This is a genomic window from Parabacteroides sp. KHUB-03 (assembly GCF_056640975.1).
In genome coordinates this window covers 363,410-380,332 of record NZ_CM153257.1, presented here as the reverse complement: position 1 = coordinate 380,332, position 16,923 = coordinate 363,410, and the positions used below count along the sequence as shown (strand labels likewise).

Sequence of the window (16,923 nt, the reverse complement as noted above, 5' to 3'; positions counted from 1 at the left end):
TTTTAGCCGGTCAATTATTCTATATACTCCATTGCAGGCTTAGTTTGTTGACATAAATACAAAAGCCTTATCAGTCTATTTAACTGATAAGGCTTGTCTTGTAGCTGTCGTTCTTCTTCACAGAAGTATTGACAGTTAGAACTTTATTTTTTACTTAGTAATAATGCTACTTGTTCGCTTTTCACAAGTTACTAAATGGCTCTCCCGAAAGAGAGCCATTACGTAGCATTCAAAATATTTGATTATAAATTCGTTTGCTTAATTACTTAACCATTGCTTTTACAGCAGCCTCACCATCAACAGCTACTATAACTGCACCCTGAGGTACCACAATAGTTTCATTATCAGATGTAGCTACAGCTGTTGCAACTGTCTGGCCTAAGATATTAGTGATAACGACTTTCTTACCAGCGGCACCAGTAACTGTTACATTACCTTCACCTGCAATAATTGATATGCCAGAATTAGTAATCACTTCATTATCTGTAGCAATTTCGTCGTTAGCAACATGCTTAACATCAAAGATCAAAGCATCATCACCACCAGTCATTTCTTTGAATTCAGAAGTTGCCTTATCTGACAATACCAAGCAACCATTCTGCATCTTCAACCATGCTGCATATTCAGGAGCAATATCCTTATCACTAGCTTTCTTCATTGATTCAATCAAGAAAGTCTTGTTATCAGTACCCGGTTTAACATAACGCATTGACCATGTTATAAGTTTGTGCTTATCAGTTGTCAAGTTTACAATATACCCCTTACGGCTATCGGTAACAGCATCATTAGCTTTGATAATCTTAGCAAGCAAAGCAGGATTTACATCCTTCTTTGTTACACCTGCAAATTCATCTTTCAATATATACAAGCTATCACCATATTGGATTGCTTTTACGAAACCTGCACGGTCATATTCTTTCCAGTTATAACCTTTCTTTGTAGAACCAATTTCTTTTCCTAAAGCAACTGAATCTGCGAAGTTTACAAGATATTTACCGAAACGCATATCAGGAGTAGCCTGGATGTCATGTTTACAATCTTTGATAGGCTCTTTACCTGCATCGATCAGTCTCTGACATTCTGCACATCTCTGGAACGGAGTACCCTTAACATCATCACGTTCGATTGAGATCAGGTATTGAGGTTTGATATAACCCAAACCACGGTTAACCCAAGCTGTATCAACAATGAATGACAATCCGGAAGGAGCAGCACCTTCAGTATAAATACCTAAGAAGTCTACGCCAGGAACTTTAAAGTTCTTGTTTCCTTCAATCTGCAATACTTCACCACGATATTGTTCTACAAATCTTAATGTATCAGATGCATCGCCTTCGTTTCCTTCTAACTCAGCATTATTGAAACGTCTGTAAAGAGGAGCGTCTATTTCTTCCACAGTGAAAGCAGAAGTTCTTGATTCTGCAGTCAGGTTCTGAACTTTCAGAGGAGTTGTAAGACCGTCATCGGCAACACCTACCTTATTTGCATCATCAGCAATCTGGCAATAGCCGTTATTTTCTACAAATGCATAGTAATGCTTACCATCATAATGGTTGTTTTCTTTGAAGTAGAAGGTATCTACAGGAACAACCGAACTTACAGAGTATTTATCTCCGGCAGCTGTTTCTTTCAAAGATTTGCTTCCGTTATAAATAACATAGTGAACTCTGCGTAGTTGAGCCAGACCCGGGATCTTTTTCAAAAGATCTGCTGTTACGTCAACACCATACACACTATCACGTCCTTCTTTCATTGTGAACGGAGCGTAATCATCCTGTACATACAGAACTGAATCTGCAGAACTGTTCAAGCCAATCCACTTGTTGTGATTGAATGCATGCAAATAATTGAATTTAAACTTAGTAACATCCAAATCTGCAGCTTTTACACGCTTGTAACCTAAATATGCATCTTTAATGAAAGCAGAGTCACCTTCCTGGCTTCCGATCTTGTCAAATATCAAAGCACCTCCATTCAAACCTAAAGAAGCATCAGCAGTAACAATGTTATCATTTTTATCTCTAGTTAATTGCAAAGATGCTACGTTCTGAGCTTTAAACTCACGGTTAATAACCTTAATAGTAGATGTTTTAGGCAGAGCCTCTTGATTCTGAACGATTACCCATTGATAAGCAGGCATATGTCTCGGTTCCTGAGCATCCAATTTTACCCATTCGATAGAAGTTCCATTCTTATGGATAGGAGCAGCTAGCACTTCACCCTTAGCATTCTTGATAATATACAAACCGCTAGGTACAGAAGTTCTATCACTTTCAACTTCAGCGCAACCGGCATAACCCAAAGAAATATGAACATTCTGGTCCAAACTATCTATTGTCAAAACCTTTTCTGTACCCAAATCCTGAGCAAATACTCTGGCATTTTCAAATCCAACAGTATCAGTAGGTGCAGACCAAGTTTTAGCAGTTTCGCTTGTCTTAAATGTAGCACGGTGAACATAGATATTAACGCTATCAACAGAAGGTCTATATGTGAACAAGAACTGGTGTTGAGCTTTCAATGCCGAATTGTTCAAAGAATCAGTAGCAGAAATCTTATTTGTAGTTTCCTTCAATCCTGTCCAGCCATAAGCCAAATAACCATGACCAATTGTATTAGCATAAGAAGTATCTACGCGTAAATACGAAGAGTCTGCTTTCAATACATAAACATAACTCGTAGAATCTCCACTGCCATTATCAACCTGTTTTGCAAAGAATTTATTGCTCTTGTCGTTAAATGGATTGTTCTTCGCTACTTCCGGTTTAAATTTCAAATTAACACCAGCATCGGCTTTCTGTTGACCGAAAATAGTATTGATCTGATTTGCATTCAAAATAATTTCAGGAGCAGTCTGAATAGTCAGTTTAGTAAAGAAAAGACCATCAACAGCATCTTTAATTGCAGCTTCTGTAGCATCTGCTTTTACTGCATAAAAATATCCGTTACTCGGATTATAACCAAGACCAACAACAGAGTCTGTTTTATAATAAGAATACAAAGGCTTTCCTTTTTCAAGTGATCCTTCATAAGACTTAGAGAAAGCCCATCCATAGACTTCACCACCAACTATTACAGAATCCTTAAGAGCAGGCCATTCCATTGTGCCCAAACCTTCGAGGCCGGTCATTGTAATATCCAAGCGCTGGCCTGTACCTTTGTTGATAAAGTCAAATGTAGGATTTTGACCCAACTTTTCAGGAGCAGCCACATTGACACACCACAATGTATTTGCCAAACTGTCGGCATTAGCAGGAGTCGGCACAAATTGCAAAGCTCCATCTTTACTCATATAGACAACACTGTCCGCATAAGTTCCGGTAAAGGAGCCATTTCCCAACTGATACAAGCCATTGTCGCTAGCAGGCAATTTTTCAATAGCTCTAGCTCCCGCAAAATTCACATTGGCGAAGTCAGCAGCCCCCACTGTCAATGAACTAAGTAAAGCCAAGCCACCTACAAGAGTAGAAAACTTTTTGTTCATAATCTAAAAATTTAATATTAATACTAAAGTGTAATAAGTTCATTATCAACGATCGTCCTTATAAAAAATGACTAGGGAAAACGATCATTTTCCCTAGTCATTTTATTGACCATTTTTGGCCTGTTTGTAACAGGAATCGTTTGTTTTGTATGCTATAGGTTATATTGTTGATAAGAAAGAAGATAGAGAAGAAAAAAAAGAATATAAAACCGTTGCAAGAATGAAAGAAAGATGTACCTTTGCAATGACGAATCTAAACGATCGTTTTCCCTAGTCGCTTCAGACATCTATAATCAATTATATAACAACATATTACAAACAGAACAAGTATATTATATATTTAATGTACGCGTACATTCTTGTAATTACTGTTTATCATATGAACAACCGCTTAACCAAAACATTCGCACGCCATATTTCAATTCATCCCGATGTTATTAAAAATTCATCCCGATGATTTTACAAAAACATCCCGATCATTTCTTTTTTCGTGCATAGCTAGACGGCATTCAAATATTTTATACATTTGTCTATAAAAAAGATGTATAAATGGAGTTTTCAACACACATAGTAATACCCAAATGCAAATTCTCATTTGAATACGGAGAACAAATCATATTACTAGGCTCCTGTTTTGCCGAAAACATAGGAAATAAGCTACAGGAAAATAAATTCGATGTAGATATCAATCCATTTGGTACACTATACAATCCGGCTTCTATAGCTTCTGCATTACGGATGCTTTTACGACCTGAACAATTCACGAAAGATGATCTGTTTCTACACGAAGGCACTTATCATAGTTTTACGCATCATAGTAGGTTTTCGTCTATCTCAGAAACAGAATGTCTGGAAAATATGAATCAACGGCTTTTAAAATCTGCCGAATATTTGCGAAAGACCAAATGTCTGGTCATTACATTTGGAACAGCATATGTTTATAAATTAAAAAGTAACGGACAAATCGTCTCCAACTGCCATAAACTACCGGACAAGATGTTTTTGCGCGAAATGCTATCTGTCCAAAGTATTATTGATGATTGGAATTGCTTGCTATTATCTCTGTGGGAACAAAATCCGGAACTTAAAATTCTGTTTACCGTTAGCCCTATCCGTCACTGGAAGGACGGAGCACATGGCAACCAGCTCAGCAAAGCATCTTTATTACTGGCTATTGATCAAATACAAACCAATTTTCCAACACAAACAGCCTATTTTCCAGCATACGAAATCATGATGGATGAACTCAGAGATTATCGATTTTATGCAGATGACATGCTACACCCATCGTCTTTGGCAGTAGAATATATTTGGCAAAGATTTGTCGAGAATTGTCTATCTTCAAAAAGTCTAACAATATTTAAAGAATGGAATGAAATAAAAAAAGCGCTTAATCACAAGCCCTTTCAACCGGAAAGTGAAGCCTATAAACAATTTATGTCGCAAACTTTGTTAAAGATGGAACGTATTAGCAATAAAATACCTTCCTTTGATATCTCAACAGAGTGTGAATTAATAAAGTCTAAACTAAAGTAAGGAATGGAATACGCTATTAAAGAAGTTGCCGGAATTATAGGAACAAAAACAGACAAACTACATGACAACACTATAAGCATTTTGCTTACCGATAGCCGCCGCCTCTCTTTTCCGGAACAAAGTCTTTTCTTTGCCCTTAAAACAAAAACAAATGACGGGCACAAATATATCGCAGAATTGTACAAACTTCGTGTTCGCAATTTTGTTGTAAGCACAATCTTACCGGAGTTTGACGCAATGGCAGATGCGAACTTTCTTGTGGTAAAAGATGTACAAAAAGCCCTTCAAAAATTAGCGACCAATCATCGCAAACGATTTAATATACCCGTAATAGGTATAACCGGGAGTAACGGAAAAACAATAGTAAAAGAGTTTCTATATCAATTACTTCATAACGAATTTAATATCGTTCGTTCGCCCCGGAGCTATAATTCGCAACTGGGAGTACCGCTTTCTGTCTGGCAAATAAATGAAAAACACACACTGGGTATTTTTGAAGCAGGAATTTCGCAACCGGATGAAATGGAGCGTTTACAGCCCATTATTGCTCCCACCATTGGAATTATCACGAATATAGGGGAAGCACATCAGGAAAATTTTGTTTCAACAACACAAAAATGTTTGGAAAAGCTGAGTTTATTCAATGATTGCGAAGCTATCATATATGACGGAGATAACGCATTCATCGCAAATTGCATAGAATCGGCATGTCTGTCACATAAAGCAATTGCGTGGAGCCGTACAGATTCGGAAGCCCCTTTATTCATTGAATCGATCCGGAAAAAAGAAAATAAGACAACTATCCATTGCACGTTATTAGGATTTAATCGCGTCTATACGATTCCGTTTACAGACGATGCTTCTATCGAAAACGTGATACATTGTATGGCTGCCATGCTTTACCTAAAGCCAACCAGTGTAAATGACGAAGAAAAATTCTCGCATCTGGAACCCGTCGCGATGAGACTGGACGTAAAACAAGGAATAAATAACTGCCTGTTAATCAACGACACATATAATTCGGACATCAACTCGCTGGATATAGCTCTAGACTTTCAACAAAGTCGGCGTGTCGAGAAAAAACTGAAAAGCACATTGATACTTTCCGATATCCTGCAATCCGGCACATTGCCTAAATCCCTTTACAAAAAAGTAGCAGATCTGGTTCGCAGAAAGAAAGTAGACCGTATAATAGGCATTGGCCGCGATTTATGTGAATATGGAAATGTCTTCGAAATGGAGAAAGAGTTTTACCTAAAAACAGAAGACTTTATCAAATCCCCCTCTTTCCGTAAATTCAAAGACGAACTTATACTCATAAAAGGCTCCCGCCATTTTCATTTTGAACAAATTTCAGAATTACTGGAAAAGAAGGTGCACGAAACCATCCTGGAAGTAAATCTGGATGCCATTGTTCATAACTTCAACTATTACCGGTCTAAGCTAAAACCGGAAACAAAAATGGTCTGTATGGTTAAAGCTTTTGCTTATGGGGCAGGCTCGTATGAATTAGCTAAGACTCTGCAAGAACATCGATGTGATTATCTGGCTGTTGCCGTTGCTGATGAAGGAGCCGAATTACGTAAAGAAGGTATCTCTATCCCTATCATTGTGATGAATCCGGAATTTAGCAGTTTCAATGTTTTACTTGAAAATCATTTGGAACCGGAAGTTTATAGCTTCCGCCTTTTAGAGGCCATGATTCATGAGACAGAACGCCGGGGCATTACTTCTTACCCCATTCACATCAAGATCGATACAGGAATGCACCGGTTGGGCTTCCAGCCCGAAGATATTCCGGCTGTATGCGAACGGATAAAAAAACAATCTGGTGTAGCAGTTCGTTCCGTATTCTCTCATTTAGCAGGAAGCGATTCATACATATTCGATGATTTCACCCAGCAACAATTGGATAAGTTCGCAAAAGCCTCTGCCGAACTGGAAACCGGTTTGGAGTATAACGTTATCAAACATATCCTTAATTCTGCCGGAATAGAACGATTTGCAAAATACCAAATGGATATGGTTCGTTTGGGTATCGGTTTATACGGTGTAAGCGCATCCGGACAAAAAGGACTAAGAAATGTAAGTACACTCAAAACAACCATATTACAAATTCAAAACGTCCCCAATGGAGATTCTATCGGATACAGCCGGATGAGCTTTGTTAAACGGGACTCACGCATAGCCATCATCCCGATTGGATATGCGGACGGCCTGAACAGGCACTTTAGTAATGGTGGCGGAGAAGTTCTGATCAATGGACATCGTTGTCCCATAATAGGGAATATATGTATGGATGCCTGCATGATAGACGTAACAGACATTGATGCCCACGAAGGCGATTCCGTTATTATTTTCGGAGAAGATCTTCCGGTTAGCGAACTGTCGGACAAACTTAAAACCATCCCTTACGAAATACTTACATCCGTATCGCCAAGGGTCAAAAGGGTATACTACAGAGAATAGTAAAAAGTAGAATATAGATATTGCCAATGCAGATATTCGGGCTATGACAAAACAATGGCAACAATTGCATTGTTTTGATAAAGAGAGCTAAAATATATAAGTTAATGATCGGCTTCACAAAATTAATCAAATGTATATGAAAGGTTTCCTTCCGTGCGGAAAATCTTTCGGTTTGTACATATCGCACATTTTGTGTACTTTTGTGCCGAAATAAACATAATTAAGTATGAGTCATAATTTATTGAAAGGCAAACGCGGCATTATTTTCGGTGCACTGAATGAAATGTCTATTGCCTGGAAAGTGGCAGAAAGAGCCGTAGAAGAAGGAGCAACCATTACTTTAAGTAATACTCCCATAGCAGTTCGTATGGGTCAGATAGATGACTTGGCGCAAAAACTAAATGCAGAAGTAATACCGGCAGATGCAACCAGCGTGGAAGATCTTGAAATGGTATTCTCAAAATCCGTTGAAATACTTGGTGGCAAAATAGATTTCATATTACATTCAATCGGCATGAGTCCTAATGTCCGTAAGAAACGTACGTATGACGATCTGGATTATGATATGCTGGAAAAGACACTGGACATTTCCGCTATTTCTTTCCACAAGATGTTGCAGGTTGCTAAAAAACAGGACGCTATTGCAGAATATGGTTCTGTTATAGCCCTTTCTTATGTGGCAGCCCAACGTACATTCTTTGGCTACAACGATATGGCCGATGCAAAAAGCCTGCTGGAATCTATCGCCCGCAGTTTCGGTTATATCTACGGTCGCGAAAAAGGAGTCCGTATCAACACCATTTCACAATCGCCAACATTAACAACAGCAGGTAGTGGTGTAAAAGGAATGGATCATCTGATGGACTTTGCAAATAAGATGAGCCCTCTGGGTAATGCTAATGCCGACGAATGTGCCGACTACTGCATCATGATGTTCTCCGACCTTACACGCAAAGTAACTATGCAGAATCTTTTCCACGACGGAGGCTTCTCAAGCATGGGTATGAGCCTTCGTGCTATGCACCAGTATAGCAAGTGCCTGGACGATTACGCGGATAAAGACGGACATATCATTTACGGCTAATATGCTTATAAAGATTTACCCTGAAAATCCGAATCAAAGAGAAATAGACAAGGTAATCTCCGTCTTACAAGACGGGGGTCTTGTTATTTATCCTACCGATACTGTCTATGCTATTGGTTGCGATGCTCTTAATGTACGTGCAGTAGAAAAGATCTGTCAAATGAAAAACATCAACCCGCAGAAGAGCAACCTCTCTATTATCTGCTATGATCTTTCAAACCTGAGCGAATATGCAAAAGTAAGCAATGCGGTATTCAAACTGATGAAGAAAAACTTACCAGGTCCTTTCACTTTCATCCTTCCAACAAGCAGCGAACTGCCTAAGATTTACAAAAACCGCAAAGAAGTAGGAATCCGTATCCCCGACAACAATATCATCCGTACTTTGGTAAAAGAACTGGGTAACCCCATCCTTACCACTTCCGTGCACGACGAAGACGATATGATTGAATACACGACCGACCCGGAACTCATTCATGAGAAATATGAGAACCAGGTCGATATTGTCATTGACGGAGGTTACGGAGGCATCGAAGCATCTACTATTGTAGACTGTACAACCAACGATTTTGAAATACTCCGCCAGGGAAAAGGTGAACTGATATAGCAAAATACCTATTGAGGACAAACCATACGATCGGCAGTCCAACTATCCACTACTATCTCAATCCTTTCTTTAGGAACAGAAGTAGTAAAATCCAGTTTTACCTGTTGTCTGTCTCCCGGCATCAATGTGATATAGTTATCGGAGTAGTGAACAGGCAGTATGCGCTTTCCGGTTTCTTTATCAAACACTTTAATACGATTGAAGAAAGATATTTTCTTATCAGCCTCCAATTCAACAACTCCTGAGTAAGTAGTACCTCCACCGTTAACCAATCTGGCTTGCAAACGGGGTGTTGTTCTTGGCAACTGATATAAAGTAGTATAATCCTTTGGCGAAGTAGTCAACCAATAAATATTGGACGTAATCTGCTCTTTACTCTCATTATCTGCAAGCGTCAGTTTCAGAAAATAAACACCGCTCACGCTTTGTGGTTCGGTAACGGTAAACAATTCTTTCACCGTATTAGCATCCATATCGGCTATAGTTTCCTTTTCCCAAACACGTTTTCCTTCCCGATCATAAATCTCGGCCTTTACTAAAAGATTTTTACAATCGTAGATATTCGTATTCAACAGTTCTACTTGTTTTTCAACCGGATTATAGAAGGGGTGCAAAGGTTCGCATCCTTTTTTCGTACCATATAAAGAAGCATTTACATCCAATGTCCAGTCATACATCTGACCACGCAAAGAAGTCCACGGATTCTGGGTCTTCCATATCAATATACCGGTATACCATTTCCACATATTAGAAGCCCATCCTTCCATAAAACTACGGTATTGATCATAGTTTACTACTTGCGCATGCTTACAATACGTCTCAATATCCTTCACCTCACCCAAACGCTCCAACTGATCCAGATAGCCCAAATCCTTATGATAGCGCCACACGTAATTACGCGTCCGGCCTCTACGTGGAAATTCCGCCAAGTCCTGCTCCGTCATCATCTCGCGCATACTTTCGATTTCCGGCGAACCAACCGACCCGGCCTCGGGATTAAACGGATGAGAACGAAAAGTAAAAAACCACTCTACCTCTTGGATACCGTAAGGACCATCTCCATTATCACCTAACAAATTGCGGGTAAATACCGTATCTGTAGAAAAACTGGCAAAAAGACGTTCAGGGTCGAGCTTAGGGAATACTTCCGTTTTCAACTTTTCATCTATATCTTTTGCCAAAGGCCATTCATTCGCGCCACACCAGAAACAAAGGCTTGGATGATTTCGCACCATCTTTACCTGATCTTCAACAGAAGCTATGAACAAATCATGATTATCCGGATATTCCCAACGACGTTCCTGCGATTCCAGTTTCGTAGGATCTTCCCAGGCGCCGTTGCAATCTCCACTACCCCATAAATCCTGAAAAACCAGAATACCGTATTCGTCACATGCATCATAAAATTCAGGGCGTTCAAGCAAAGCCCCACCCCATACGCGCATCATACGCAAATTCATTTCGGCATGGAAACGTACCTCATCCCGGTAACGCTCGGGAGAAAGACGAAGCAACCAATCGGAGTTGATATAATTTCCGCCTGTAATATAAATTTTCTGTCCATTAACAAAGAACATACGTCCACCCGTAACCGGATCTTTTTCGGTCGCGATTTCGCGTATACCATAATGAAGATTTTCGCTATCGCTGACCTGTCCATTCTGCTCGAAGCGAATGTCCATTCTATAAAGGGGATGTTTACCTATGCCGTTAGGCCACCAAAGTTCCGGATTCCTTATACTCAAATCTTTAAACGCAATGCATTTCTTTTCTTTCGGCTGCAAAGAAACAGACTGCTTCAATGTTTGCCCGTTTGTTTCACAGACCAGCATACCCTGCTGTGGCACGTTTGTAGTGTTTTCCAGTTCCACAGAGGTTTTTACAAACGCATCCTTCTGTTGTTTATCTTTAGGACTGCGTATACCGGGCACTTTAGTTATTACGTAAGGATGTTCCACTTTAACCGCACCTGTTGTCGTAATAGAAACCTCATCCCAAATGCCGGTATTACGGTCACGCACCGGCTGAATCCAATCCCAGCCCGGGGTATATTGCATTGTATTATTGCGGGCAATCATTCCGTCGCCACCTTGTCCGCCATTCGGGTTTCCGGGATAAGTAGGAGGAAATACAATAACAGCAAGAATATTGGCTTTATCGGAATGAAGATAAGGAGTTATGTCAAAACTTTTCCGAAGAAACATTCCTTCATGTGTAGTCGCATTGATACGTTTTCCGTTCAGAAAGATATCCGCTTTATAATTTATTCCCCTGAAGTTAAGCCATACATTTTTATTCTGAGGTAAGTCGGGCGTTTTAAATTCTTTCACAAACCAGAAAGTATAAAAACCGGAACCTGTTTCATAAATATCGGGTATCAGGTTATTATTCACCCCAAACTCCGGAGCGGGGAATAATTTATTCTCCAACATTGTAGTCAGTACCGTACCGGGAACACGGGCAGATAGCCATCCTGCCTTATCAAAAGGGACTGCCGAGAGTGTGTTGCCATCTACTTTTACCTCATTTGCCCTTCGGGCAATCCAGCCGGAGTTCAACAACACTTTTTGACCCGGCTCAAGCAACTTAATGACTTCTATTGCCTTAATATGAACCGGAACAAGTAAGCACAAAAGGCATAACCATACAGTGAAAAAGTTACAATTATATTTTTTCATAACACTAATTAGTTTAGAGTATAAATATAAGAATAAAATTATACCCTCCATCGTTCCACATTTACCAAATGCTTACCAAATATAATCCCGATGCCTATCCTTTTCGGTTTAGTTGCCTATCTGAATATATTTACATTACAGCCCCATAAAACAAAAAAGCCCGTCCGACTCTTTTTGTCAGACAGGCTTTTTCCGTTATAATAAATTACTAACCAAATGCTGGTTAGAAATTCCTACCAGTATCCCACCAAAGACGAGTAGCTTCATTATCCGGACCGTTCAACAAAGCTTTGGCCTTTTCAACTTCAGCAGCATTAGCATTCTTGTCATTACGCGGGAAAGGAAGACGTTTGATAAAATCGCCATTTGCAATGTTTGCGCTAAAGTTATTCACTACCGGGAATAATTTAGGGTAGCCTGTACGACGGAATTCGCTCCATGCTTCCTGGCCTTCAGGATACATAGCTAACCATTTCTGGTTAATTATCTTATGAAGTTTGTCTTCTTTTGAAGCCGCTTCGTCCCATTTAACAGTACACTTATCAAGCCCTTTAATATTGTTTACTGTATTATGAGGATCTTCATAATCAGCACCCACACCTGTATTATTCTCAATATACTTTGCATATTCCGAAGCAGGAATACCATATTCGTCGAACGATACTTTTATTCCTTGTTCGTATAATTCTTTTGCAGAACCACCCATGTTCCAACCACGCAAAGCACCTTCTGCACGCAAGAAATAAGCTTCTGCAACTTTCATCCACGGCAAATGATTAGACAATTGAACATTATTTCCCGTATAATCAGCCATTCTTGTTGTTAAAGACATATTTACAGTAGAATATACCTGATAAATATCCTTATCTACCAGAGTTCCCTGACGAATACCAACATATTGGCCAATCTTATTCGTTTTTTTACCCTGGCTATCTTTTATATCCTGACTTACACCTTTGTCTTTAAACCATCCAACTTGTGTAACATAGATTGGTAAACGCGGATCGCTATACCCTTGCAAAAGACTTACCAAAGATGCACCTGCACGCATATCATTGTAACCAATATTACATTCAGCCAAAGGATTCATTAATGTTGCATCTATCACTTCCACATTTTTATTGCCAGCTACCAATACGCCATATTTATGGCCGACGGCAGCCTCTGCTGTTTTTTGTGCTATTTCCGGAGCAACAACAGAAAGACGCATAGCAAGACGTAAACGTAATGTATTAGCAAAGCGAATCCACTGCTTATGATCCGAACCACACACTATGTCAAAGTCTGACAAACGGTTAGATTCTGCATTACCTCCATCAACAAAAGTAGTTAAGTCATTTACACTCTCTTCCAGTTCTGTAAGGAAAGTTTTATAAAGCGTTTCTACATCGTCGTAAGGCACAGATGAACCTCCCTGCATAGCCTTTGTATATGGAATAGGTCCATAACAATCTACAACCCGGTGCATAGCTTCTACGCGAATAATCTTAGCAATAGAAGTATAATCCAAAGCTTCGGTTGATTTCAGAATATCACTGATAGGTTTCATTACATAAAGCTCACCAGCTTTGAATGGGGTCTCATTCCAACCCTCCTGTAGTGCATAAGTTGAATTATTCTTATTTCCGTTAAAAGGCGTCGGATTAGCCATATAGCCAGAATACAGATCTGCATTCAGATTTTGCTGTAGTTGGAATTCATAGTTTCTATTTTGATAATTCAAATATACAGAAACTATCGGTTGGTTGAAACGGGATGCGATTTTCACCTGTGAAGGCTTCAGACCGTTTGGATTTGTATTGATATTTTCAAAACTATCCGTGCAAGCCGTTGCTCCCATTATAAGAGCAATTCCCCAAAACGGCAATGTGTTTTTTATTTGTTTAAATATATTCTTTTTCATAATGATAGACGTTTTTAGAATGTAACCTTCAAATTAATACCATAGCTACGTGTTGCAGGAAGGCCGAATGAATCATATCCTTTCCATGCATTATTAGTAGAAACAGATAAGTCCGGATCATTAGGAGAGTCTTTATAAATAAAGAATAAGTTACGAGCCACAAATGACAAGTTTAGATTCTTGGAAGCTCCCAACAAATTACGGAATGTATATCCTAAAGACAATTCACGCAGACGGAAATTTGTTGCAGAATATACATAATTACCTTTTGCACCTTCTTTACCAGAAGTTGAAGAATAATATTTCTGGGCATCCATTTTCTGGCCGTTACCTATATCAACACCACCATTATCACGAGCATCGGCTGTCTCTTCTGTTACGCCAAAGCTATCCAGGTAACTCTGTGTCATACTAATTGTATTACCTCCAATCTTTCCATCAATTAAAAAGTAGAGCGAGAAATCTTTATAAGTAAATGTATTACCCCAACCCATTTGCCATTTAGGGTTCACATTACCCAGATAAACTTCATTTTCGGTCAACATTATCTCACCTTTATCTGATAAGGCTATAGAACCATCTTCGTTACGTCTCAGATCTTTACCATAAATATCGCCATAAGATCCGCCTTCTTTCAACATAAAGCGATAACCGGCACCACTACCAACTTGTACGCCATCAGCTAAACGGTCGTCCAATTTCTTAACCTTATTATCGTTATATGAAATATTGAACTCAGGTCTCCAGCTCCAATCCTTAGCAAAATCCCAACGATAACTTACAGAAGCTTCAAAACCCTGGTTCTGGATATCTCCGGCATTTATGTAATATTGCTCATAACCAGAAGCCAACGGAGCATCAATAGTAAAATATTGGTTCTTATTATTCGTCTTATAATATGTAACATCAAAGTTAAAACGATTATCGAACATCGTCAGATCAAGACCAAACTCCATAGAATGCATCTTTTCCGGCTTCATTTCAGAGAATGGCTCCTTTGTATTCGGTTCTAGTTGCCCTAAGTTAATACCATCCATTGGATAAGTAATATAAGCAGGAACATCATTACCTACAACAGAATAAGAACCACGCAACTTCAACAGATTAATCTTTTCAGACATCGGAATTATTTCATTCAACAAAGCAGTTAAACCCACTGAAGGATAAAAATAAGAATAGTTCTGTGTATATGCTAAAGCGGAAGCCCAGTCATTACGTCCTGTCACATCCAAATAAATCATACCATTAAAGCCGAATTGTACTGTTCCAAACACAGAATTCAATCGTTTATGAGGATTACTCATGCGTTGGTTACCATTCCCATTAATATTTTCAGGCACAAAGAAATTTGCCTCGATAAGACCCAGTTTATCACTATCCAATAATGTATTTTGAACTTTAGATTCCATGAAACTAGTTCCTAAAGAAGCATTTAATTCCCATTTTTCATTCCAGGTTTTATTAAAGTTAATCAAGAAATCCCCATAGAATTGCTTTGCATCAAAACGTTCCTGACGGTAACGTCCATTAGCATGAGCCGCCCAGTTGATATTGGTAGTGGCATGCCATTTACGTTCAAATTTATCAAATGTATTATCAACACTCAAACGACCCTGAACATTCAAATAATCAGTAATCTTCAATTTAGCTGTCGCCGAAGCCATCACACGATCACGCTTTTCTTTAGCCTGAACACGTTCTAGCAACCAATATGGGTTAGCTGTAAAGTCGTCTAATGAAGTATACCAGTTTTGAGCCATCAGGTTACGTGAGTCATCAAACGTTTCGAAATTCTTTTTATAATAACCGAAATCTCCATTTTGAGGGAATGTATACAAACCTGTCAATGGGTTAATATACGTACCTCCATGAGGACGGTTTGTTGCTTTTTGTGTAATATATGAAAGAGAAGCATCAACAGTCAAACGATTGTTAAACAAGTTGAATGTTTCACGCATTGACATATTATGCCGTTGAAAATCATTAGTAGGCATAATGCCCAGCGCAGTTGTATTTGCATAAGAAAGAAAACTCTGGATTTTCTCGGTACCACCATTAATTGTAACAGAGTTAATGTAGGTAGAACCTGTACGGTAAAAGTCATTTACATTATCCATTGCTTTCTTATCATTATCAGCAATCTTTTCTCCCCAGCTCATCAAACTCAACTGGTCTCCTGTTTTAACAGCACCATAACGACCTTGTAGTTTGGGGAGTGACAGTGGGGTCTCTAACGTTATATTAGAAGAAAAATCTACACGTGCAGCACCATCACGGCCTTTCTTAGTTGTAATCATGATAACACCATTGGCAGCCATGCTACCGTATAATGCAGCAGCAGAAGCACCTTTCAACACGTTCATGCTGGCAATATCGTCAGGGTTCAGGTTACCTAAAGCGTCACCTCCGTCACGTCCTTCATATTCGCCAGACAACTGAGTCGTTTCAGGATTATTCATCGGAATACCATCAATAACGATCAAAGGTTGGTTGTTTCCATAAACAGACTTATTACCACGAAGTATAATTTTTGAAGATCCACCGGCACCGGTAGCATTCGGGGTAATTACCATACCGGCTGCTTTACCTTGCAATGCATTAATCAAGTTAGCATCTTTTGCACGTGTCAGTTCCTGGCCGGCAAGCTGTTGGGTTGCATATGTCAGCGATTTGGCTTTTCGCTGAATACCCATAGCAGTAACAACAACTTCGTCGATCTTCTGAGAATCGGAGTACATGTCTACGTTAATTACGGAACGGCCATTAATAGGTTCTGTAATGGTTTCCATTCCTAAATAAGAGAATTCGAGGATGGCATTAGCACCTACCTCTAATACATACTTACCATCTAAATCGGTAACCGTGCCGTTTGTTGTTCCCTTTTCAACAACGTTACAACCGATCAACGGCATGTTGGCATCTTTGTCCATTACGACGCCACTCACTTTGTTTTGTGCCCATAGCACACTTGTACATGCCCCTATACAGAACAGCACAAATAAAATTAAGCTCTTTCTCATAAAGCTAGATTGTTTAGGCGAGTTAATAAATATAGTTCTCTTCATATTAATTTTTAGACCAAAGTCCTATTTTAATTTACATTTTGAGCGCCAAGTCTTCTTAGAACTATGGTTGATTTTAATTTTAGCTGATGCAAATATA

Annotated in this window: 8 protein-coding genes; 4 read left to right on the top strand and 4 right to left on the bottom strand. The window is 39.1% G+C overall.

All coding sequences use genetic code 11. From position 1 onward, the window contains the following. Window positions 1-262 precede the first annotated feature (262 nt). Window positions 263-3,484, bottom strand: a complete 3,222-nt coding sequence (locus ACYIB7_RS01485; RefSeq protein WP_103983463.1) for a DUF6383 domain-containing protein — start codon at window positions 3,482-3,484, stop codon at window positions 263-265. A 549-nt stretch (window positions 3,485-4,033) separates the two neighbouring features. On the opposite strand from ACYIB7_RS01485, the gene ACYIB7_RS01480 reads away from it, so the two are divergent. From ACYIB7_RS01480 to ACYIB7_RS01465, 4 genes are all read left to right on the top strand, one after another. Further along, entirely contained in the window at window positions 4,034-5,020 is a 987-nt protein-coding gene (locus ACYIB7_RS01480; protein WP_480337898.1) for a GSCFA domain-containing protein, read from the top strand. A gap of 3 nt (window positions 5,021-5,023) precedes the next feature. Further along, window positions 5,024-7,489: a bifunctional UDP-N-acetylmuramoyl-tripeptide:D-alanyl-D-alanine ligase/alanine racemase gene (locus ACYIB7_RS01475; protein WP_103983465.1), complete on the top strand. Its 2,466-nt coding sequence runs from the start codon at window positions 5,024-5,026 to the stop codon at window positions 7,487-7,489. A gap of 226 nt (window positions 7,490-7,715) precedes the next feature. After that, a complete protein-coding gene (locus tag ACYIB7_RS01470) occupies window positions 7,716-8,573 on the top strand; it encodes an enoyl-ACP reductase FabI (protein ID WP_103983466.1) in 858 nt (285 codons plus the stop codon). 1 nt (window position 8,574) lies between these two features. After that, entirely contained in the window at window positions 8,575-9,180 is a 606-nt protein-coding gene (locus ACYIB7_RS01465; protein WP_103983467.1) for an L-threonylcarbamoyladenylate synthase, read from the top strand. An 8-nt stretch (window positions 9,181-9,188) separates the two neighbouring features. Here the strand turns inward: ACYIB7_RS01465 and ACYIB7_RS01460 are convergent, their stop codons facing one another. The 3 genes from ACYIB7_RS01460 to ACYIB7_RS01450 all read right to left on the bottom strand — a co-directional run bounded on the left by ACYIB7_RS01460 (window position 9,189) and on the right by ACYIB7_RS01450 (window position 16,781). Then, window positions 9,189-11,858 carry a glycoside hydrolase family 2 protein gene (locus ACYIB7_RS01460; protein WP_480337895.1) on the bottom strand — a complete coding sequence of 890 codons (2,670 nt, stop codon included), beginning with the start codon at window positions 11,856-11,858 and terminating at the stop codon, window positions 9,189-9,191. Between the two features lie 223 nt (window positions 11,859-12,081). Beyond that, window positions 12,082-13,761 (bottom strand): SusD/RagB family nutrient-binding outer membrane lipoprotein, encoded by a 1,680-nt coding sequence (locus tag ACYIB7_RS01455; RefSeq protein WP_103983469.1) that lies wholly within the window; start codon window positions 13,759-13,761, stop codon window positions 12,082-12,084. Window positions 13,762-13,775: 14 nt separating this feature from the next. Further along, window positions 13,776-16,781: a SusC/RagA family TonB-linked outer membrane protein gene (locus ACYIB7_RS01450; RefSeq protein ID WP_480337893.1), complete on the bottom strand. Its 3,006-nt coding sequence runs from the start codon at window positions 16,779-16,781 to the stop codon at window positions 13,776-13,778. Window positions 16,782-16,923 lie beyond the last annotated feature (142 nt).